Below are 20,006 nucleotides of genomic sequence, written 5' to 3' on the forward strand. Positions count from 1 at the left end.
CTCATGACCGAAAACATCTCCCCTGCCAGCCAGGAGCCCCACAACATCCGAGACTGGGCGGATCTCGCCGAGGAAATGTGGACCTACCTCACCGGCAAGGGTGCAGCCGTCAACTACAGCTTCATCGACATGACCGTCGAGGTACCGCGGGATATCGGCCCCGATGCCCCGCGCGCCACATGGAAGCTGAACGGAACGTTGCGTGTCACCACCAGTGACAACGATGCAGCGGGCTCAGACACCCACCGCAGCTGAGCCATGACCGCAAGAATCCGGTTGGAGATCGATCTCGAGTTTTCGGTGACCGAACCAGCAAGGCCGGACCAATCTTCTTCGACCGTTAACGGAACCGTTAAAGCCAACGGGTCCACCGTCGAGGTGTATCTCGATACACCCGAGGCGTTTAGCGGGTCTGCTCTTCCCAGCCTCGACGCCGTCCGGGAGCTGGCCAAAGCATTCGCCGACCAGGGCGTTGCCGTGTCGGTGTCCGGGCCCAAAGGTAGCCTCGTAAGCCTCGGCGCCGTCAAGGTGTCACGGGCGCAACGGCTCCTAACCCGCTCACCGCACATCCGGCTGGGGTCCCTCAGCGCACTCACGCCCATGGCCAAGAGTGTGCGGGCCTCAGGGAAGGCCGACGCTCCCAACCTGCTGCCGCCGTCGACCCCGTTCCCTCTGGTGCCCACGGTGAACCGGAAGATCCAGCGGCGGGTGACCACCACCCACCACACGCCCGGCAGCGGACGTGCCCGATTGATCTTCGTCCAGGATTCGGCGACCTGGAATGGGCAGGTGCCACGGGAGTTCAATCTGGGGCCGGTGTCCACCACGATCGGCAGCGGAGACGGCGTCGATCTGATGCTGCCCGGCCTGGACGCCGTGCACGCCGAAGTGGTGCATAACGAGGCCGACGAGTATGTCCTCGTACCGCATGGACCGGTCAGCGGCAGCGTTAATCCCGCGGAGCCGTCGGTGCTCCGGACCGGGGCACGCATCCAACTGGGTCAATGGTGCCTCGCCTATTTCCGGGAGGAGTACGCCGATCATGGGAGGCCATTCGGTGGTCGCAGTGGAGGGGAGCTGGCGTACCAGCGACCGCAGTTCGATCCGCGCACCGGCAGGACTGAGGGTGACGGTTCGGAAGGTGTCGGGGACTTCCGCCGTCGGCCGCGCTAAGCCGCGTTGTGGACAGTATTGAACTACTGCTGGATGAGGGATCAGAGCAATTCATCACGGGCGAGTGGGAGGCGCTTCAGGCGGCCGGGCTGCCGAGCCGTGCCTCCCACCGTTCTCCGCATAACCGTCCGCACATCACCCTCGTAGCCGCGCCAGCCATCACCGGCGACCGGGATGAGCAGACCGGGGCAGGGCTGAACCTGCCCCTGGCCTTCACCTGCGGCGGGCTGTTGCTGTTCAACGCCGGGCGCAAGGGCTACGTGCTGGCACGGCAGGTGGTGTGCACCGCCGACTTGCTGATGCTGCACCGTCGGGTGCACGAGGCCGGTGCTGTGGCTGGCGCGGCGTCCACCTCGCTGCCTGGCAGCTGGATCCCGCACATCACTCTCGCGAACGCGGTGCCGCGGGAACAGCTGGCGGCTGCGCTCGACGTCGTCGGCGCCCCCATGCCCGGTGGAAGCATTGTGGGCGCGCGGCGCTGGGACAGTCAGGCCAGGACAATCACCGGACTGGCCGGGCTCACGAACATGACCTGCGGCTAGGTCAACAACCAGGCAATCACAATCAGGGCGGGCACGGACAGCATCGACGAAATCAGGATGACATCCCTCGCCACAGTGATTCCCCGGTTGTATCGGCCCGCGAACAGGAACACGTTCTGGGCGGCGGGCAGGGCGGCCATGACCACCGCGCCGAACACCAGCTCATCGTCCAGCTGAAACAGGAACTTGCTGAGCAGGTAGGCAGTCGCCGGCATGACGAAGGTCTTAATGAGGGTCGCCACGATGACCTCGGTGCGGCCCTCGCTGGCCCGCAGCGGACGGCTCCCCCGGAGCGACATGCCGAACGCCAACAGCACGAGCGGAACCGCAGCCCCGCCCAGTAGCGCCAGCGGCTCCCAGATCAGTTGCGGCACGTCCAGGTCAGCCCAGCCGACAGCCAAACCAATGAACGAGGCAATGATCATCGGGTTGCGAAAGGGCTGGGTCAGCACGTTCTTAACCGAGGGTTTCCGTCCTGACGAGAGGTCAAGAATGGTGAGGTAGAGCGGGGTCAAGAGAAGCAACTGCACCAGCAACACCGGGGCGACGGCCGTCGCGTTGCCCAGCGCGTAGACAGCAATCGGGATGCCGATGTTATTGGCGTTGACGTAGGACCCGGCCATCGCGCCGATAACGGTTTCGGCCGCTGGACGACGGAACCAGATCCGGCTCACCACTACATACAGGAGCGCCGCGACCACGGCAGTGATGAGCGCGATGGGCAGGTAGGCGGACAGGACCGCCGTCAGGTCGGCGCCCGCTAGAATGGTGAACAGCAGGGCCGGATTGGTGATGAAGAAGGCCGTCTGGGTGAGGGCCTTCACGGTCTCGGGCCCACCGACCCGCAGCCGGGCAGCGATATAGCCTGCCAGGATCACCGCTCCGACAATCGCGAATCCCACCAGTACGCCGTTCAAAAGACCCTCCGGCCGCAGTTGATGATGGGGCAAGCTCGGCTGCACCCCAGGGATATCGGGTTGCAACCGCCCCGTCGCTGCGGGGTCGTTCGGTCGGTATTACTTGAGGTGGTCGACGAGCTGTTCAGCGATCCCCGTATAGGTGGCGGGGGTCAGCGCCATCAGTCGGTTCTCCGCCCCGGTTGAAAGTCCCAGCCCGGAAACGAACTCCTGCATCCGGGCGCCATCGACACGCTGCCCACGGGTCAGCTCCTTCAGGCGCTCGTAGGGGTCGTCCATGCCCGGGACACCAGCGATGCCCTCGGCCCGCATGACCATCTGGACGGCTTCACCAAGTACTTCCCAGTTGGAGTCGAGATCAGCGGCCAGCACTGGACCAGCGACGTCGAGCCGCTCCAGGCCCTTCGCCACATTCGACAGCGCCAACAGCGAATGGCCGAACGCGACACCAATGTTCCGCTGCGAGGACGAGTCGGTGAGGTCACGCTGCCACCGTGAGGTAACCAGGGTGGCCCCCAGCACGTCCAGCAGGGAACAGGAGATTTCGAGGTTCGCTTCGGCGTTCTCGAACCGGATCGGGTTCACCTTGTGCGGCATCGTTGAGGACCCGGTGGCACCTTCCACCGGAACCTGGGCGAAATACCCGATCGAAATGTAGCTCCACACGTCGGTGCAGAAGTTGTGCAGGATCCTGTTGAAACGAGCCACATCCGCATAGAGCTCAGCCTGCCAGTCGTGGGATTCAATCTGGGTGGTCAGCGGGTTCCAGGTCAGCCCCAGCCCCTCCACAAAATCCTGTGACACCCGCTGCCAGTCGGCACCGGGGACGGACGCGTAGTGGGCGGCGAAGGTGCCGGTCGCACCGTTGATCTTGCCAAGGTACTCAGTGCGTTCGATCCGCTTGAGCTGACGGTCCAACCGATGCGCGACGACGGCGAGTTCCTTGCCCAGCGTGGTGGGTGTAGCTGGTTGACCGTGGGTGCGCGAGAGCATTGGTACAGCCGCCGACTCGCGCGCCATTCCGGAGATCTGGGCAGTCAGGGCCCGTGCGGCGGGTAGCCAGACGTTTTCGACGGCTCCCTTGATTCCCACGGCGTAGGAAAGATTGTTGATGTCCTCGGAAGTGCAGCCGAAGTGCACCAGGGGTTTGAGGGACGCAATTCCGATCTCGGGGAGCCGGCGTCCAATGAAGTATTCGACCGCCTTGACGTCGTGGACAGTGACCCGTTCCAGTTCGGCGAGCTCAGCGACCGACTGTCCGTCGAAAGAAGTCACGATCTTCCGGAGCGCCGCCTCCTGATCGGAGGTCAGGGGCGCGGTTCCCGGCAGGACCGCATTGCGGGTGAGGTGGATCAGCCACTCCACCTCCACATGGACGCGGTCCCGGTTCAGCGCCGCCTCGGAGAGATAATCGACTAGGGCCGCCACGGCACCGCTATACCGACCGTCCAGCGGGCCGAGAGCCAGCGGAACGCCCGACGGGGTTGAAGTCGATGCGAGGTTTACTCGGGAAGTATCAGCCATACCCCGATCATTTCACGATCTGGAGGGTGCCTGCAGTCGTGTGACTTGCCCCGTCTGAAGCCAACGCACTGCGCGAGCTCACATAGCAACCCTTTCACCCACGGCTGCCCCGGCGCGGGGTACCGTTCGAATGAAATAGCCCCGGCGGGACAGGCAGGAAGGTGTCATGAATGGTGCAGCTGGGTTGTCGTGCGAACCCTGGGCGGTTGACAGCGGCACCGTCGTAGCGCTTGGTGGCCTGGTCCTGCTCCAGGCCGAAGCGGTGGAAAGCGTCGCGTCCCGGATGGTGGAGGTTGCCGACCTTGAGTGGGAATCGCCGGCGGGCCGGAACTATCGGGACTACGTTCTGATCCAGGCGGGGGGAGTGCGGATGTGCGGAGCACTGTTGCGTGACGCCGCGATCGGCATCGAGTCGTTCGCTGCCACGCTCAGAAGCTTCGAGTACAACCGATTCCTGGAGCAGCAGCTGCCATGAGGGCAACGGACGGCCTAGTACCAGTAACTCCATCACCGGGGCCGGTGGAGTCCAGCATCGTTGTCAGCGGTGGAGTAGGAAGCATCAGGTTTCAATGGTCGGAGCTTCGGCAGGGAGCGGTCCGGCTCGGGCTCCTGGCCGACAGCATCAGGGATGCCCTCCATCAGTGCGGGGAGCTCCAATGGCGACTCCAGATGCTCCTCAATGAGCAGGACACGATGGTGCAGGGCGCGGGGGTCGCCGCCGTTACCGGCCTCGACGACGCGCGGACTGCGTTGGCGGCAGCCGACAATGAGCTGCGGGACACAGCCCAGCGGGTGGAAGCGTGCCGACTGGCGTACGAAGCGGCCGAGGCCATGGCTCGCCTGGCTTCGGCCGCAGCCAGAACCGCTTTGGGGGAGGTTGAACGTGACCTGGCTCGGGTCATCGGTCTCGCCAATGCTGGCGACCTGGCCGAACCCAGTGCGTTGAGCGTGGAACGATTGTCGCCTGTTGTCGAGTTGACCCTCGACGGCTCAGTGCCCGCTCTCCTGGATCGGGTTCAGGTGGTCAATGCGGACGGACCGGGAGCCTTCGAGGTCCTGAAAGTGCAGGGAACGGAGGGGCCGGTGTTTGTTGTGGTGCTGCCGGGTACCCAGGGATCATCCATTACCGCCAGCACCCATCCCTTCGACCCGACCGGAATCGTCGAGGCGGTCCAGTACGACAGCGCATTCGTCACTGAGGCAGTGGGTCAGGCGCTCGCCGAATCGGGGGCCGTCCCAGGGGACCGGGTGATGGTCGTTGGCTACAGCCAGGGTGGGATGCACGCAGCGAACATTGCTCAGAACGAGGGCTTCGCTGACACCTACCACCTTGAGCTGGTGCTGACCGCGGGATCTCCCACCGGCCGGGAACCCTCAGGCGGGGCTCAATACCTGCACCTGGAGCATGCCGACGATTGGGTCCCTCAAGTGGATGGCGTTTCGAACCCCGACGAACGCGACCGGGTCACGGTGACCCTCCAGGATCCGGTGACAGAGGTTCCCGACGGCGACAAAGGGTTGGGTGCAGCGCACAAGCTGGGCACCTACCTGGCCGGGGCCGAAGCCGTCGAGGCCAGCAGCCACCCCTCAGTGGTAGCGACCGTCGCCACACTCAGGGCTGCGATCGGTACCCGGGTACCGGCCGAACGGCATGTGTTCATAGCCCACCGCCCCTCGGTCGAGGGGCGTACCTCCTCGACTGACCAGCGGCGACGGGGCCATCGGCCCACGCCCGGCCCGGCCCCTGAGCCGGGCCGCTCGGTGGGTGGACCCCAGCTACCTGCGAGTGCCAGTGAGTGACCCTGCCACCATCGAGACCACGCTGATGATGAGTGAGCCAAGGACTGCGGTCCAGAAGAAATCGTCAACCGAGAACTGGATGGGAGTGAAAGAGGTCAGCCACGCGGTAAGCATCAGCATGCCTGCGTTGATGATGACGGTGAATAAACCGAGCGTCAGGATGGTGAGCGGCAGGGACAGCAACGCAACGATTGGCCGGACCAGCGCATTGACGATACCAAAGACCAACCCGATGAACAGGTAAGACAACACGACTTCGGTGGTGTCTCCACTGGACCCCGCTGCTCCCACCTCGATGCCTGGCAGAAGCCAGGCCGCTACGAAAAGCGCCAGCGCATTGATAAGGATACGCACGATGAACTTCAGCATGTCTCAATGCTGTCATAAGGCTCGACCCATGCCCAGCGATAAGCTGGACCCATGACTACACCAGAGCGCCAGGGCGACGACGCCGGGGCACAGGAACCTTCAATCCATCCCCGCAGCGTGTTGGGCCGCCTGCCACGCTATGCGGCTGGCAAACCACCGGTCGTTGTCGATGGCCTGCAGAGCTACAAGCTTTCCTCCAATGAGAACCCCCTTCCGCCGCTGCCCTCGGTGCTAGCGGCGATCGCGTCGCAAACGCACATCAACCGGTATCCGGACCCGATGACCACCGCGCTCCGGACCGCGCTCGCTTCGTTCCTCGCAGTTCCGGCCGATGACATTGTGGCTGGCGCAGGAAGCCTGGGCGCGTTGAACCAGGTCCTGGCCACCTTTGCAGGGCAGAACGACTATGACGCGGCCGATGAAGTGATCTATCCCTGGCGCTCATTCGAGGCGTACCCCATCTGCGTCGGACTAGCCGGGGCCGCCGGTGTGCAGATTGCGCTAAACCAGGATGGAACCCACAACCTCGAGGCAATGCTTGCAGCAATTACTGACAGGACCCGCGTCATCCTGCTGTGCACGCCCAACAACCCCACCGGACCGATTCTCAAGAAGGCCGAGGTCGCTTCGTTCCTGCAGCGGGTGCCGGCGCATATCGTCGTCGTCATCGATGAGGCCTACCAGGAGTTTGTCAGGGACGCCGAGGCAGTGGACGGGCTCGCGATGTACCGGGAACACCAGAACGTTGTGGTGTTGCGCACGTTCTCGAAGGCACACGGGCTCGCTGGGCTTCGTGTGGGGTACTCCGTGTCACAGCCTGAGCTGACTCAACATCTCAGGGTGAGCGCCGTGCCGTTTGCAGTCTCCCAGATCGCCGAACAGGCTGCGGTAACGTCCCTGGAACATTTCGACGAGGTCAGAGAGCGTGTCCAGGGGATCGTTGATGAGCGGACCCGGGTGGTCGAAGGCCTGCGAAAGCTGGGCTGGACCGTGCCCAACGCCGAAGGAAACTTCGTGTGGCTCGCGCTGGGCGACAACACTCCGGAATTTGCTGGACTCGCTGAACAGCGGGCCTTGTCGGTACGCGCCTTCGGCACCGAGGGGGCTCGAGTGAGCATTGGGGAGCCCGAAGCCAATACCCGTTTCCTTGACCTTTGCGCAGCGTACCCCCACGGGCCCGGCCTTTCGTAGAGCGTCATAAATGGGTTGAGCTGGATCTCGTGGCTAGTGTGGACGAGGTACATGCGCATGAGGGTATGTCCCAGTGATTCATTCCATTTGAGGTATATAAGGACGGGGAGGGAGCACGTATGGACGCCGCGCAATCGACTGCCACCGGGCTGGGCAGCAACGGAAATGACGTGAGCCCGCCCGATGCCGGACTGAACACCCCGGACATGGTCCAGCTGATGACCGCAGATGGCGACCTGCAGGACGATGCTCGGTTAAGCGACTATGCCCCCGATCCAGACACCTATCAGGGCCTGTACCGGGACATGTTCCTGATCCGCCGGTTCGATCAGGAGTCGACGGCGCTCCAGCGCCAGGGCCAGCTCGCCCTCTGGGTGCCACTGACTGGCCAGGAAGCCGCGCAGATCGGCTCGGGTCGCGCGATGCAGCCACAGGACTATGCCTTCCCCACCTACCGGGAGCACGGCGTAGCGCTGACCAGGGGGGTCGACCTGCCGGACATCCTGAAGCTATTCCGCGGCATCACAAACGGCGGCTGGGATCCCCGGGAGCACAACTTTCAGCTCTACACGCTCGTCTTGGCCGCTCAGACCCTGCACGCTGTCGGCTATGCAATGGGAATCCAGCGGGATCGGACGGCCGATCCCGCCGTCCCCGCGGCGGCATCGGTCGCCTATTTCGGGGACGGGGCCAGCTCCGAGGGTGATGTTCACGAAGCAATGGTCTTCGCCGCATCGTTCAACGCCCCGGTGGTGTTTTTCTGCCAGAACAACCACTGGGCCATCTCGGTGCCCTCGGATGTCCAGACTCGGGTACCCCTGGCCGAGCGGGCCGCCGGCTACGGGTTCCCCGGCGTCCGCGTCGACGGTAACGATGTCCTGGCAGTCAACGCGGTCACCGCCTGGGCGTTGGAACATGCCAGGCAAGGGAAGGGGCCGGTGCTCATCGAGGCCTTCACCTACCGGATGAGCGCCCACACCACAGCCGACGACCCGACCAAGTATCGTGCCTCCGCTGACGAAGAGTCGTGGCTGGCGCGGGACCCCTTACTCCGGGTGGAAAGATTTCTCCGAGCCAACGGCACCGCCGACGCGTTTTTCGAACGGCTTGAGGAGGAGGCAGTGGAGCAGGCCGGCCGGCTCCGCCGCGCGGTTCTGGCCATGGAGGCCCCCGACCTTAGCCAGCGTTTCGGGACCACCTATGCCGAGCCGCATCCCCTGGTCCAGGAGGAACTGCGGTTCTGGCAGAGCTACGAAGCTGGGTTCGCACCCGAGAAGGACGGAGGTCGCTAGATGCCGGTCATGACCATCGCCAAAGCCATCAACGAGGGGCTCCGCGCCGCACTCGACGCTTCCCCGACGACGCTACTCATGGGGGAAGACATCGGCGCTCTCGGGGGCGTGTACCGCGTGACAGAGGGTCTGAAAGCCGAGTTCGGCGCAGATCGCGTTGTCGACACGCCGCTTGGCGAGTCAGGCATCATCGGGACAGCTATCGGGCTGGCCCTGCGCGGCTATCGACCCGTATGCGAGATTCAGTTCGACGGTTTCGTCTTCCCGGGCTTTAACCAGATCACCACCCAGCTAGCGAAGATGCATGCCCGCAGTGACGGAATGCTCCGGGTCCCGGTAGTCATCCGGATTCCCTACGGGGGCGGGATCGGCAGCGTTGAACACCATTCCGAGTCACCCGAGGCGTTGTTTGCCCACACCGCGGGACTGCGCATCATCACGCCCTCCAACCCCCAGGACGCCTATTGGATGATCCAGCAGGCCATCGAGTGCGACGACCCGGTGATTGTCTTCGAACCGAAACGACGCTACTGGCTCAAGGGAGAGGTGGACCTGACCGCCCCATCCGGGGACCCGTTCACCGCCCACGTGCTGCGTGAAGGAACAGACGCGACAGTGGTGGCGTACGGCCCGCTGGTGCCCGTTGCCCTCGCCGCCGCAGCGGCTGCAGCGGAGGATGGGCACAGTATCGAAGTGATCGACCTCCGATCGGTGTCACCGATGGATTTCGACACGGTGACGGCGTCAGTGCAGAAGACCGGACGGCTGGTTGTCGCGCACGAAGCGCCCACGTTCGGCGGGATCGGCGGCGAGCTTGCGGCCCGAGTGGGAGAACGCGCCTTCCTCTCACTGCAGGCTCCCGTGATGCGGGTGGGAGGCTTCCACCTGCCGTATCCCGTGGCGCGGATGGAAGAGCACTACCTGCCGGATATTGATCGGATTCTCGAATCCGTCGACCGAGCGCTGGCCTACTAGAGGAACCCATGACACTCAATACGTTCAATCTCCCCGACGTCGGAGAAGGGCTCACCGAAGCAGAAATTGTTCAGTGGAAGGTCCAGCCAGGCAGCGTCGTCGCGATCAATGACATCATCGTCGAGATTGAGACCGCCAAATCCCTGGTGGAGCTGTCCTCCCCGTACGCGGGAGTCGTCGCGGCACTGCTGGCTACGGAGGGCGAAACGGTCGACGTCGGATCGCCGATCATCTCCGTAGCGGACGGCGACGACGACGCCCCAGCTCCCCAGATGCCCGGCGAGTTATCCACCCCGCCGGCGACCACCCATCCGTCAGGCGCCACGGATGCGTCAGCTACCAGGGTGGCCGCGGCCGACGGCGGACAGCGTACGGACACCCAGGAATCACCGGAGGCGGGCCCACTGGTGGGAACCGGCCCCAAAGCTGATGCGGTGAAACGGCGGCCCCGACGGACTGATGCAGCCCCACTGCAGGCTCCAGACCCGCAGCCCGCCCCACCGGCTGATGGGGCCCAGGCAGCCACCCGGGTGCTCGCCAAACCACCGGTTCGGAAGGCGGCCCGTGATCTCGGAATCAACCTCTCCGATGTGGAGGGAACCGGTCGCTCGGGCGAGGTGACCAAGCGGGATCTCATGAGCTACCAGGCGCAGCGCGACGCCGAGCAGGACGGCGCCAATACGTTCTGGGACGCGCCCCAGAAGCCCCAGGACCAGCGGATTGAACGAGTGCCCGTCAGAGGCGTCCGCAAGGCCACCGCAAAGGCAATGGTGGACAGCGCCTTCTCGGCGCCGCACGTCAGCATCTTCGTGGACGTTGACGCGTCACGCACCATGGAATTTGTGAAGCGGCTCAAGGCCTCCCGGGACTTTGAGGGAATCAAGGTGTCCCCCCTGCTCATTCTGTGCAAGGCAGTGATCTGGGCGGCCGCCCGCAACCCGTCGGTCAATGCGACCTGGGCCGGTGACGAGATCCTCGTCAAGCACTTCATGAATCTGGGCATTGCTGCCGCTACCCCTCGTGGACTCATGGTCCCGAACATCAAGGATGCGCAGGACCTGACGTTGAAGGAGCTCGCGATCGCCCTCAACGAGTTAGCGACCACTGCTCGTGCCGGGAAGACGCAACCGGCCCAGATGCAGGGCGGGTCCCTCACCGTCACGAATATCGGTGCACTCGGGATCGATACAGGGACGCCAATCATCAACCCGGGAGAGGTTGCGATCGTGGCCTTCGGCACGATCAAGCAGAAACCGTGGGTGCTCGACGGGGAAGTAATCCCACGGTGGATCACCACTCTGGGAGGGTCGTTTGACCATCGGGTGGTGGATGGTGACCTCAGTGCGCGCTTCATGGCCGACGTTGCCTCCATCCTGGAGGAGCCCGCGCTGCTGCTCGACTGACGTTGTGCCCTAGGCTGGTTTCCGATGCCACATAACCCCAGCCCAAGCCAGCGCCCCGACCGTGAAAATTCGGGGGCGCCGTCGCCCACCGGTTCCTACCTCAAGCGGCTCCTGCCCATGCTGCTCGCCGCGTTCATCGGCTCAACCCTGCTGCAGTTCCTCTTCCCGGAACTGAACTTCGTGGTCCGGTTGCTGATTCTTGCCGTCCTGCTGCTGGCGGTCTCCGTTGTCCTGGACCGGTTGCGTTCCCGCAACAGGTAGCCTCCGCTTACGCACGATTCGACGCGATCGCTTCCTGGAGAATCGGGGCAAGACGCTCGATTCCCGTGACGATGTCCTCGCTGGAGACTGCGCTGAAGGCAAGCCGCAGCTTGTTTGAGGGGGCGTCGGAGGGGGTGAAAGCGGCGCCGGGAATGAACACCACCCCCGCGTCGATTGCCTTGTACAACAGGGGATAGGTGTCGATCCCTTCGGGCAGGGTTACCCAGATAAAGAATCCCCCATCGGGACGCGTCCAGGTCGCCGACGCCGGAAGGTGCTGCGCCAGGGCACTCAGCATGGTTGAACACCGTTCGCTGTATAAGGCACGCGTGGTCTCAAGGTGACCCAGCCAGTCGTAGTCGCTGAGATAAGCCGATACCAGCATCTGGGTCAGCGGGGATGGACACAGGACCACGGCCTCACACGCCAGATAGAACCGCCGATGCAGATGCTTGGGCACCAACGCCCAGCCGAGCCGGACCCCGGGGGCGAAAATCTTGGAAAAGGACCCCAGATAAATGACGTCGTCGGGGTTACCTTCGCGCAGCGGGGTCAGGGGCTTGCCATCAAAGCGCAGCAGGCCGTACGGGTTGTCCTCCAAGACGAGGATGTTGTGCTTTTTACAGATATCGACAATGACCTGACGGCGGCTGGCCTTCAGCGTGATCCCACTCGGGTTGTTGAAGCTGGGGATGGTGTACAGAGCCTTGATGGTGCGGCCCTCCGACTGTAGTTCGTCGATCCGCTGTTGCAGCGCTTCGGGGACCAGGCCGTCGTCGTCCATGGCCACCGCCTGGACATCCACCTGGTAAGCCTCGAAGGTGTTGAGTGCTCCAACATACGTGGGGTCTTCACACAGGATCACATCCCCCGGGTTGCAGAACACCTTGGCGGCGACGTCCTGCGCTGACTGCGATCCGGTCGTGACCACAAGGTCAGCCGGGTCGGCATCAGTTATTCCCTCGGCCGCCATGACCTCGCAGATCTGTTGACGGAGTTTCTCCATCCCCTGGCCGCCGCCGTATTGCAGCGCCTCCAGGCCGTGCTCGGCGATGATCTGTTGGGCAGTGTCGCCAAGCTCCTTCAGGGGGAGTGAACGCAGGTAGGGGCTTCCTCCGGCGAGCGACACCAGACCGGGCCGGATGGAGATGTCGAAGACGTCGCGTACCGCGGATTGCTTGATGTTGGCAGCCCGATCGGAGAACAGCGCCTCGTGCCGATGAGCTGAATCAACTGCTCGGACCAGCGCTGCTTCAGTTTCGGCCGGCATGGTCGATGGGTCAAGTTTTGACTGTGAGTTCACTCACGCAGTCTATGACAGGGGTTAACTAATGAGCAACGGGTGTTGCCTCTCGCAGGATTCTGCCCGGGTTAGATCCAGCCAGCATCGCGGGCCTTCGCGCCCGCCTGGAATCGACTGTCTGCCTTGAGGGCCTCAAGCATCCAGGCGATGTGCCGTCTGCACGTGCGTACATTGAGATCGACGCGCCGGGCGATAACCTCATCCGAGTAGCCGGCCGCGAGGCCCGCGAGAATTGCCTGCTGGGTTCCATTGAGGGGTGACACAGCGTCCTCCTCCGTTGGAAACGGCGCGGCGAATTCCCAGGTGAAGTCGAAGAACCTCATGAAGACGTTCACCAGGTTGGGGTCCCGGATCATCATCGCGGCCTTGTCGTCGCTCGTCAGCTGCCGGGCGACGACGGCGAGTTTCCGGTCGAAAATCAGCATCCGAAATGGCACGGACGGTAACGTGCGGAACTCACCACCCTCCGCAGCAATCGCTTTCACCGCCTTGCGGGTTGGCATGTGATCGCGGGTGCTGAGGTCGTAGAGGGTCCTGCGGCTCACTCCCTGCTTCAGCAGGTCGACGTCCTTCCTGACATTCTCTTCCTGAAAGTCTGCGTTCGCGCCCTGCCCGGGGACGGCCATTAGCACGTGCTCGGAAACGTCGCGACCATATTCGATCAACACCCGCTGAATCAGGTGCGGGTCCTCAAGGACCTCAACCGATGCGCTGGAGATGATTTCCCGGCGGGCTTCCAGATAGAGAGGAACCAAGCCGGATAGCTCAAGGCGCCTGGTGTTGATGCGGCTCTTCAGATCCTGGACGAGGCGCTCGTCGGCGTCAACCAGATCGGCCAGCGCGACGTCGGGCGAAATTGCGACGAACGCGTCCGAGTCCGCTGCATGGGTGCTGAGCAGTTTTCGCTCAGTCAGCTGGTTCATCGCGGAATCTATGGCCCTCAGTGGATACCCAAGGGCCTCCGAGGCGCCCTGGCGCGTCCATCCCGGGTGGGCGACGGCATAGCGATAGAGCTCAAGACCTAGTCCGTCGAGCATGAACATTCCTCCCCGGTATGGCGCCGCACCTGCCTGTAGCCTACCGACCCGTTTCGTCGGGGAGCGATTCGGGTGAAGAGCGCCGCCTGATGGGTCGATCATGGCGCTGTAAAACATGACATGTCCACTTTATGACACAGCGCTTCGTGCCTGTCGCGGTTCGCGTCAACGGACGGTTTACCCCTGGACGGGGGCGGGTATCAGGCCCTTGCGAACCTCTGTCACGACGGCGGGAACCGGCCGTTTAGTCATCTTTAGGCCATGTCCAGAACAGGGTGGTTATCGGGCTGGACATCAGTATCGCCAGCGGCACATTGTTGTGGGTGTCAGCATCACTTCCGCCGACGCACCACCACATGCGGCCACTCAAGGGGGGTTCTCGTGAAAAAGATTGTCGGTACAGCAGCCGGTCTTCTCGTCGTCATGAGTGTAGTTGCCTCTGCCAGCCCCGAACTCAGCCCGGTGAACTGGGAATGGCCCAAAACGGTGATGGCAGACAACTGGGAGTGGCCGAAATAGCAGTCTGTTCTGACCGATCTTTGTCGGGAAGGCAGCACCCAAGCTCGCCCCAGTGGCGGTGACCAATATCCGGAGGGAGAGGGCCATGAGTCAACTGACTGCAGTTCGAAACGCCTCACGAACCGCCAACAGCACTCAATGGTGGCATCTCTCGATCTTCACCGGTGGCTTCGATGTAGCGGACGGCATCATTGAAGACCTGGTCATCCCACTGGCGGCGCAGGCTCAGCTTTTGGGAGCCAGCCGCTGGTTCTTCACCCGGGGTGAAGAACCAGCGGTGAACCCGGTGAGGCTACACGTCCTCGCCAGCCCCGCCGCGATTGTCAGTCTTCAGACCTCGCTTGCCTCCTTGCGGGGTCAAGCCCTCGCGGGAGACCTGGACGACGTAGGCCCTGGTGTGGTTGCTGGGTTCAACGTCCGGCAGTACCTCTCCTCACCCGCGGGCGGCCTGCTCCCCCCGGGCCCCGATAAACCCACCGACAGAGAGATCAGAAGGAAGCTCGAAGCCGACCTTGAGAAGTACGGTGGATTGGACGGTCTCCAACTTGCTGAAGAGGTGTTCGAAGTCTCTTCAGAGTTGGCCACCTGGGCCAGCCGAAGGTTTCCCAAAATGCACAACCGGTCAGCATTCGGTGCGTTGATCCTTTTCGACTCTGCGCGGAGCATGATGAAGGGGCCCCGATCTGCCAGCTGGCCGGACCGGCGCCGCATCACCTGGGACTTCTACTGGAACAGTCACCTCAGAGCCTGCACCGCTGAGCTGGGTCCCCGAGCGGTCGGCGCCCGTGATGCGTTGGCCGCACAGGTGGAGGTCCGGACCTCGGCGTTTCACGGCCTGATGGCGGCCACCGCTGCCGAATCTGCGGCTCATAACTGGCGCCGCAGATGGTCCCGGGCGATCGACAACTATCTTTACCGCGCCGACAAGGCCCGGGTGAGCCGCAGCGCTCAGCACCTAACCGTCTACCAGGCGCACATGACCCTGAATCGACTGGGCTTTTCCACCCGTGAAGAAGCGGTCCTCGGTCTGTACGCCCGGTCGTGGAGCATCGAACGCGAGACATCCTCCTACCACCAGAATTAGGCCAGACACAGACCCGATCAGCAGGGCTCCACGGAAGGACTAGAACACCATGGCGATGAGCAATGATGTCATCCTGGCAACCGACGCGCGGGAACTCAGTGAAGCCCTGGGGTGCTCACCTGACACCCTCGAGGACATGCGCGTTCAGGGCGTGCTCGCCTCTCGCGGCGAACTGTGGGAGGTTGGGCCGGCCAGGGACTATCTCCGCGACGCCGCCTGGGCAGACAACCTCTGGTCCTGACTACCGCTTGTCCTGACTACCGCTGGTTCTGTCCGTCGCTGGTTCTGACCGCTGGAGGTCACGATTCCAGCTGACGGGTACCGAAGAGACGAGTGCCGACGGGGTCAGTTCCGGCCGGTAGGCTGAGCGCATGACGATCATCCGAACAGCAGTCTTCGGCTACGGCCTCGGTGGACGCGTGTTTCATGCCCCTTTCATCCACGCTGACCCGCGGTACTCACTCGACGTCATCGTCACCTCCGACCCGGCCAGGAAAGCCGAAGCCGAGGTACGGTATCCGGGTGTCCGCGTCGTACCGACTGCGGCGGACGCCTTCGCCCAAGCTGGTCAGCTCGACCTGGCGGTGATCAGCACTCCACCAGCCACTCATGTTCAGCTGGCTGAGGAGGCGCTGGAGGCGGGACTCGCTGTCGTCGTCGACAAGCCCTTCGTCGTCGACACTGCCGATGGCCTGCGGCTCATCGAACTGGCACGGTCTCGTGGGACAGTGCTGAGCGTTTTTCAGAACCGAAGATGGGATGGCGATTTCCTGACGGCCCGGAAACTCATCGCCGACGGCACCCTTGGGACGGTACGCCGGTTCGAGTCCCGCATGGAGTCCTTCAAGCCGGTGGTGTCCAAACCGTGGAAGGGTGCGGCCGCCGGTGAAGGCGGCGGCATTCTCTATGACCTGGGACCCCACCTGATAGACCAGGCGTTGCAGCTGTTCGGACCCGCGGAGCTGCAGTACTCCGAGCTTGCCGCGCACCGCGGTGATGGTGGGCCGGATGACGATGCCTTCCTCGCTTTGCGGCATGCCAACGGGACCATCAGCCACTTGTGGATGAATGCCCTGGCACCGCAGGCCGCTCCACGGTTCCGTATCGTTGGATCCCAGTCGGCCTACTCGAAGTGGGGCGTGGATGTTCAGGAACCGTCCATTCTGGCAGGGATGCTGCCCACGGATCCCCTCTACGGAGTCGAGGATGAATTCGCCTGGGGGCTCCTGGGTTTCGATGCCGACGCTACCAAAGTGCGCACGGAGAAGGGCGCCTACCCTCGGTTTTATGAGCAGATGGCTTCAGCCGTGCTCGATGGTGCACCGGTGCCCGTGGATCCGCAGGACAGCCTTGCTGCCCTGCGGATCATTGAGGCAATACACCTCCGCTGAGTCAGACCAGTTCCCGCCAGTCAGCGGTAAGGTCGAGGCCGTGCGCTTCGGAAACAGAATGGTGTGCAACCCGTCCACCGGCAATGTTCAGGCCATGCGCCAGCGAGGCGTCGGACTCAAAAGCAGCACGAACCCCGCGGTTGGCCAGGGCGACCGCATAGCGGAGGGTCACATTGGTGAGTGCGTAGGTCGAGGTGTTGGGGACAGCGCCCGGCATGTTCCCCACGCAGTAGAACAGCGAGTTATGCACGGCAAAAGTGGGATTCTCGTGCGTGGTTACATGTGAATCCTCGAAGCAGCCACCCTGGTCCACAGCGATATCCACAAGGACGCTTCCCGGCTTCATCTGGGAAACCATGTGGTTCGTCACCAGCTTTGGAGCACGGGCACCGGGGATCAGAACAGAGCCAATCACCAGATCAGCGTCCAACACTGCCCGCTCGATTTCAAAGGCATTTGAGGCGACAGTCTTGACCCGGCCCGCGTAAAGGGCGTCCAACTCGCGCAACCGTCCGATGTTGATATCGAGAATGGTCACTTCAGCGCCAGTGCCCACCGCCATTGCTGCCGCATTGGTGCCAGCCACCCCGGCGCCGAGGACAACTACCTTCGCTGGGCGTACTCCCGGAACTCCGCCGAGGAGTAGACCTGGACCGCCAGCGGGGGCGGTCAGGACCTGGGCTCCGACCTGTACCGACAGTCGGCCGGCAACCTCGGACATCGGCGCGAGAAGGGGCAGCGCGCGGCCGTCCTGAACCGTTTCGTAGGCAATCGCCGTCACGCCCGCGTCCAGCAGAGCACGGGTCAGTTCTGGTTCCGCCGCGAGGTGGAGGTAGGTGAAGAGAATCAGATCCTTGCGGAACCGGTGATACTCCTCGGCGATCGGTTCCTTGACCTTGAGCACCAAGTCCGCCCGGGACCACAATTCGTCGGCAGAGGTGACAATCTCCGCTCCGGCGGCAGAGTACTCATCGTCGGTAATGTAGGAACCGATTCCTGCGTCTTTTTCAATCAGGACTGTATGCCCGTTGGTACGCAGTTCATGCACCCCTGAGGCGGTGATGGCCACGCGGAACTCGTTGTTTTTGACTTCTTTAGGAACGCCGACGATCACGGGATTCTCCGTTCACTCTCAAAGGTGCGGTGAGGTGGCTTATAGCCAGGCTCCTAGCCTACGGACAGGTAGCGGCCCTCGGGCAGCCCCCTGGTGGCCCGGATTCGCTGCCCGCGGGCGGATGCGGGACCGATTGGGGTCGCGTTCCCTGTGGGTGGGGGCCAGATGGAGAATGTGACCTGATTCACTACCATACGAAGAGTGGCTAGCGAGGTCGACAAATGTCGACCTTTTGCACATCAATTGTCTCCTTGGTGACGCCGCCCAGTAGCATGAGGCAATGCAGCCAGACGGAGTCGACGAGGCCGTCGAAGCGATAGGCGCCCGGCTGAACCGCGGCCTGTCTCTTGAAGATCTCGATGGGGTGCTGCTGGCGTACAGCAGCCACCAGTCCGCTGCTGACCGGGTCAGGGTCAATTTCCTGCTAAGCAAGAAGGTGCCTGCAGACGTCAGTCAATGGCAGCTGCAGCATGGCATCTCATCGGCAGTCCGTCCAGTGGTGTTGCCAGCCAACCCCTCGCTCGGGATGCTCGGACGCGTGTGCGTTCCCTTACTGGTCCGAGGGTTCAGGGTGGGCTATCTCTGGGTCCAGCAGGACGCACATGAGGCGACCCCCGAGACCATCCTCGATCAGCTCCCGGGTGTGCGGGCGGACGTGGACCGACTTGCGTCACTGCTGCTGGAAGGCAACACCGCAGCCTCCGAACACCGCCGCAAGAAAGAGAGCATCTTTCTGATGGCCTGCGAAGGGACCGAGGCGGGTATCGACGAGCTCGCTGGCTGGCCCGAGCTGCACAACACCGCTCCCTGGCAGGTAGCAGTGCTCTACGCGCAGAATGATCTGCCCGAACCCGCCGACCCTCACGCGAGCCTGCTGACTCACCGCACCGCCGCCCTGCAGGCCACCGTGGGGGTGAGGTCGGTGCTGTTCAGTGCCGCGACCCCTGCCATTGCCGTGCTGCTCCTCACCGGCGACGTTGGCGGCGAATACACTGAGATCCTTCGACGATATGACCAGGAGCAGGTCAAGCGTGAAGGCGGTCCTGAGGGGCGCGCCCTGCTCGGGCTGAGCGAACGGGTGCTTGACCTACGGGAGCTGCCCAAGGCTTTCAGCCAGGCACGCCATGCCGTCCAGGCTTCGGCGGTCGATGGAGGTCTCGGTCTGATCACTGAATACCGCGCCACCGGGTGCTACCAGTTCCTGGCCGCTGGGGGGTGGCAGCTGACATCCGCCAGGTCAGTCCACTTCGCCGAAATCGAGGAGCAGGATAAAAACTCGGAACTACTGCCCGTCCTGGAGTTGCTCTACGACAAGAATGGGTCGGTTCAGGATGTGGCCGCTCACCTGCACCTGCACCGCAGTAGTGTCTACAACCGACTGGCACGAATCCGGTCGATTATCGGCGCGGACCCGATGAACGGTCATGTGCGGCTGGAACTCCATTTAGCCCTTAAAGCGCGGAAGTGGTCACGGCGTCCCAGGATTTGATCCCAAATCGGCAGGCTGTTAGCTGTCACTCATTGATCGCGGCGGCTCCCCGCGTTTATCTGATTTCTGCGTTGCCAGCCAGGTGGCTATGTCCTCGGATCTAATTCGACGATGGGTGCCGCGATATTCCACCGGAATTATCCCGGCATCAGTGAGATTCCGTAAATATGTGTGGGAAATGCCAGCTGCCGCCGCGGCCTGTGAAGTGGTCAGAGTCTCGGCAGCTGAGGTGGTGGTGACGGCGTCTCCGGCTGCAAGCCGACGCAGCACGTCGACGACAGCATCACGGGCGGTGGACGACAGTTTCACCGAGGTGCCGTCGACAAATACGGTGACGTCGGCATTCTCGGCGAGAGCCCGTGTCAGTGCTGCCGCTTCGGCGGGGCGAAGGGACTCGGTGGTGTGAGGGCTGCGGATGACCATCCCTCTATTCTGTCAAGCCCTGTCAAAAGTGAAACTTTCAACAGAATTCTTTTAGCCAGTTGTGACGTCTGCCCCTTTCCCAATTGTTGTGGCAGGTCTAGGGTGGGGTCCACTCATTAGCCCCGGGTTTTCATCGGATGTGTGGTTCGGGGCGTGTTTAAGCAGGGAAAGAGTGCTCTGACTTGGGAAAATAGTGGTG

Annotated in this window: 22 protein-coding genes; 15 read left to right on the forward strand and 7 right to left on the reverse strand. The window is 63.2% G+C overall.

The genetic code is table 11. The features are described 5' to 3' along the window. Positions 1–3: 3 nt before the first annotated feature. Genes ABD059_RS03765 through ABD059_RS03775 form a run of 3 tightly spaced genes read left to right on the forward strand, consistent with a single transcriptional unit; the run spans position 4 to position 1,715 of the window. Positions 4–255 (forward strand): hypothetical protein, encoded by a 252-nt coding sequence (locus tag ABD059_RS03765; RefSeq protein WP_196839721.1) that lies wholly within the window; start codon positions 4–6, stop codon positions 253–255. Positions 256–258: 3 nt separating this feature from the next. Then, complete coding sequence (locus tag ABD059_RS03770) at positions 259–1,173, forward strand: FHA domain-containing protein (RefSeq protein ID WP_343877884.1); 915 nt, start codon at positions 259–261, stop codon at positions 1,171–1,173. A gap of 8 nt (positions 1,174–1,181) precedes the next feature. Further along, positions 1,182–1,715, forward strand: coding sequence for a 2'-5' RNA ligase family protein (locus ABD059_RS03775; protein WP_343877885.1), 534 nt, complete (start codon positions 1,182–1,184; stop codon positions 1,713–1,715). On the opposite strand, the gene ABD059_RS03780 is transcribed toward ABD059_RS03775, so the two are convergent. Then, positions 1,712–2,632 (reverse strand): AEC family transporter, encoded by a 921-nt coding sequence (locus ABD059_RS03780; RefSeq protein ID WP_343877886.1) that lies wholly within the window; start codon positions 2,630–2,632, stop codon positions 1,712–1,714. The genes ABD059_RS03775 and ABD059_RS03780 overlap by 4 nt on opposite strands. Before the next feature lie 99 nt (positions 2,633–2,731). After that, positions 2,732–4,156: an adenylosuccinate lyase gene (gene purB / locus ABD059_RS03785; protein ID WP_343877887.1), complete on the reverse strand. Its 1,425-nt coding sequence runs from the start codon at positions 4,154–4,156 to the stop codon at positions 2,732–2,734. Positions 4,157–4,322: 166 nt separating this feature from the next. On the opposite strand from purB, the gene ABD059_RS03790 reads away from it, so the two are divergent. Both ABD059_RS03790 and ABD059_RS03795 read left to right on the forward strand, forming a co-directional pair. Then, positions 4,323–4,631 (forward strand): hypothetical protein, encoded by a 309-nt coding sequence (locus ABD059_RS03790; protein ID WP_343877888.1) that lies wholly within the window; start codon positions 4,323–4,325, stop codon positions 4,629–4,631. Next, complete coding sequence (locus ABD059_RS03795; RefSeq protein WP_343877889.1) at positions 4,628–5,956, forward strand: alpha/beta hydrolase; 1,329 nt, start codon at positions 4,628–4,630, stop codon at positions 5,954–5,956. Before ABD059_RS03790 ends, ABD059_RS03795 begins: the two co-directional genes overlap by 4 nt. On the opposite strand, the gene ABD059_RS03800 is transcribed toward ABD059_RS03795, so the two are convergent. Beyond that, complete coding sequence (locus tag ABD059_RS03800; protein ID WP_343877891.1) at positions 5,933–6,325, reverse strand: phage holin family protein; 393 nt, start codon at positions 6,323–6,325, stop codon at positions 5,933–5,935. The genes ABD059_RS03795 and ABD059_RS03800 overlap by 24 nt on opposite strands. Before the next feature lie 51 nt (positions 6,326–6,376). On the opposite strand from ABD059_RS03800, the gene ABD059_RS03805 reads away from it, so the two are divergent. The 5 genes from ABD059_RS03805 (at position 6,377) to ABD059_RS03825 (ending at position 11,447) form a co-directional block, all read left to right on the forward strand. Next, complete coding sequence (locus ABD059_RS03805) at positions 6,377–7,516, forward strand: histidinol-phosphate transaminase (protein ID WP_343877893.1); 1,140 nt, start codon at positions 6,377–6,379, stop codon at positions 7,514–7,516. 119 nt (positions 7,517–7,635) lie between these two features. Next, entirely contained in the window at positions 7,636–8,808 is a 1,173-nt protein-coding gene (gene pdhA / locus ABD059_RS03810) for a pyruvate dehydrogenase (acetyl-transferring) E1 component subunit alpha (protein WP_343877894.1), read from the forward strand. Beyond that, positions 8,809–9,783 (forward strand): alpha-ketoacid dehydrogenase subunit beta, encoded by a 975-nt coding sequence (locus ABD059_RS03815; protein WP_343877895.1) that lies wholly within the window; start codon positions 8,809–8,811, stop codon positions 9,781–9,783. 8 nt (positions 9,784–9,791) lie between these two features. Then, positions 9,792–11,186 carry a dihydrolipoamide acetyltransferase family protein gene (locus tag ABD059_RS03820; RefSeq protein WP_343877896.1) on the forward strand — a complete coding sequence of 465 codons (1,395 nt, stop codon included), beginning with the start codon at positions 9,792–9,794 and terminating at the stop codon, positions 11,184–11,186. A 24-nt stretch (positions 11,187–11,210) separates the two neighbouring features. Beyond that, on the forward strand, positions 11,211–11,447 hold the full coding sequence (locus ABD059_RS03825) for a hypothetical protein (protein ID WP_343877897.1): 237 nt from the start codon (positions 11,211–11,213) through the stop codon (positions 11,445–11,447). Positions 11,448–11,454: 7 nt separating this feature from the next. Here ABD059_RS03825 and ABD059_RS03830 read toward each other — a convergent pair whose 3' ends face one another. Both ABD059_RS03830 and ABD059_RS03835 read right to left on the reverse strand, forming a co-directional pair. Then, entirely contained in the window at positions 11,455–12,717 is a 1,263-nt protein-coding gene (locus ABD059_RS03830; protein WP_343877929.1) for an aminotransferase-like domain-containing protein, read from the reverse strand. 101 nt (positions 12,718–12,818) lie between these two features. Then, on the reverse strand, positions 12,819–13,787 hold the full coding sequence (locus tag ABD059_RS03835) for a LuxR family transcriptional regulator (protein WP_343877898.1): 969 nt from the start codon (positions 13,785–13,787) through the stop codon (positions 12,819–12,821). A 381-nt stretch (positions 13,788–14,168) separates the two neighbouring features. On the opposite strand from ABD059_RS03835, the gene ABD059_RS03840 reads away from it, so the two are divergent. From ABD059_RS03840 to ABD059_RS03855, 4 genes are all read left to right on the forward strand, one after another. Next, complete coding sequence (locus tag ABD059_RS03840; RefSeq protein ID WP_343877899.1) at positions 14,169–14,306, forward strand: hypothetical protein; 138 nt, start codon at positions 14,169–14,171, stop codon at positions 14,304–14,306. Between the two features lie 85 nt (positions 14,307–14,391). Continuing rightward, positions 14,392–15,390: a lantibiotic dehydratase C-terminal domain-containing protein gene (locus ABD059_RS03845; protein ID WP_343877900.1), complete on the forward strand. Its 999-nt coding sequence runs from the start codon at positions 14,392–14,394 to the stop codon at positions 15,388–15,390. A 49-nt stretch (positions 15,391–15,439) separates the two neighbouring features. Beyond that, on the forward strand, positions 15,440–15,631 hold the full coding sequence (locus ABD059_RS03850; protein WP_343877901.1) for a hypothetical protein: 192 nt from the start codon (positions 15,440–15,442) through the stop codon (positions 15,629–15,631). Between the two features lie 130 nt (positions 15,632–15,761). Then, the gene (locus tag ABD059_RS03855; protein WP_343877903.1) at positions 15,762–16,781 is read left to right on the forward strand and encodes a Gfo/Idh/MocA family protein; all 1,020 of its coding nucleotides are present in this window, start codon (positions 15,762–15,764) and stop codon (positions 16,779–16,781) included. Between the two features lies 1 nt (position 16,782). Here ABD059_RS03855 and ald read toward each other — a convergent pair whose 3' ends face one another. Further along, positions 16,783–17,895: an alanine dehydrogenase gene (ald, locus tag ABD059_RS03860; protein ID WP_343877904.1), complete on the reverse strand. Its 1,113-nt coding sequence runs from the start codon at positions 17,893–17,895 to the stop codon at positions 16,783–16,785. Positions 17,896–18,175: 280 nt separating this feature from the next. Between ald and ABD059_RS03865 the strand changes: the two genes are divergently transcribed. Then, positions 18,176–19,384, forward strand: coding sequence for a PucR family transcriptional regulator (locus ABD059_RS03865; protein ID WP_343877905.1), 1,209 nt, complete (start codon positions 18,176–18,178; stop codon positions 19,382–19,384). 18 nt (positions 19,385–19,402) lie between these two features. Here ABD059_RS03865 and ABD059_RS03870 read toward each other — a convergent pair whose 3' ends face one another. Further along, positions 19,403–19,807 carry a helix-turn-helix domain-containing protein gene (locus tag ABD059_RS03870; RefSeq protein WP_343877906.1) on the reverse strand — a complete coding sequence of 135 codons (405 nt, stop codon included), beginning with the start codon at positions 19,805–19,807 and terminating at the stop codon, positions 19,403–19,405. Positions 19,808–20,006: the final 199 nt, after the last annotated feature.

The sequence above is a fragment of the Arthrobacter flavus genome, assembly GCF_039526005.1.
Lineage (GTDB): Bacteria > Actinomycetota > Actinomycetes > Actinomycetales > Micrococcaceae > Arthrobacter_D > Arthrobacter_D flavus.

Coding starts and splice junctions, on each gene's coding strand:
- ABD059_RS03765 (WP_196839721.1), top strand. CDS start 4: ATGACCGAAAACATCTCCCCTGCCAGCCAGGAGCCCCACAACATCCGA.
- ABD059_RS03770 (WP_343877884.1), top strand. CDS start 259: ATGACCGCAAGAATCCGGTTGGAGATCGATCTCGAGTTTTCGGTGACC.
- purB (WP_343877887.1), bottom strand. CDS start 4,156: ATGGCTGATACTTCCCGAGTAAACCTCGCATCGACTTCAACCCCGTCG.
- ABD059_RS03790 (WP_343877888.1), top strand. CDS start 4,323: ATGAATGGTGCAGCTGGGTTGTCGTGCGAACCCTGGGCGGTTGACAGC.
- ABD059_RS03795 (WP_343877889.1), top strand. CDS start 4,628: ATGAGGGCAACGGACGGCCTAGTACCAGTAACTCCATCACCGGGGCCG.
- ABD059_RS03800 (WP_343877891.1), bottom strand. CDS start 6,325: ATGCTGAAGTTCATCGTGCGTATCCTTATCAATGCGCTGGCGCTTTTC.
- ABD059_RS03805 (WP_343877893.1), top strand. CDS start 6,377: ATGACTACACCAGAGCGCCAGGGCGACGACGCCGGGGCACAGGAACCT.
- pdhA (WP_343877894.1), top strand. CDS start 7,636: ATGGACGCCGCGCAATCGACTGCCACCGGGCTGGGCAGCAACGGAAAT.
- ABD059_RS03815 (WP_343877895.1), top strand. CDS start 8,809: ATGCCGGTCATGACCATCGCCAAAGCCATCAACGAGGGGCTCCGCGCC.
- ABD059_RS03820 (WP_343877896.1), top strand. CDS start 9,792: ATGACACTCAATACGTTCAATCTCCCCGACGTCGGAGAAGGGCTCACC.
- ABD059_RS03825 (WP_343877897.1), top strand. CDS start 11,211: ATGCCACATAACCCCAGCCCAAGCCAGCGCCCCGACCGTGAAAATTCG.
- ABD059_RS03830 (WP_343877929.1), bottom strand. CDS start 12,717: ATGCCGGCCGAAACTGAAGCAGCGCTGGTCCGAGCAGTTGATTCAGCT.
- ABD059_RS03835 (WP_343877898.1), bottom strand. CDS start 13,787: ATGCTCGACGGACTAGGTCTTGAGCTCTATCGCTATGCCGTCGCCCAC.
- ABD059_RS03845 (WP_343877900.1), top strand. CDS start 14,392: ATGAGTCAACTGACTGCAGTTCGAAACGCCTCACGAACCGCCAACAGC.
- ABD059_RS03850 (WP_343877901.1), top strand. CDS start 15,440: ATGGCGATGAGCAATGATGTCATCCTGGCAACCGACGCGCGGGAACTC.
- ABD059_RS03855 (WP_343877903.1), top strand. CDS start 15,762: ATGACGATCATCCGAACAGCAGTCTTCGGCTACGGCCTCGGTGGACGC.
- ABD059_RS03865 (WP_343877905.1), top strand. CDS start 18,176: ATGCAGCCAGACGGAGTCGACGAGGCCGTCGAAGCGATAGGCGCCCGG.
- ABD059_RS03870 (WP_343877906.1), bottom strand. CDS start 19,807: ATGGTCATCCGCAGCCCTCACACCACCGAGTCCCTTCGCCCCGCCGAA.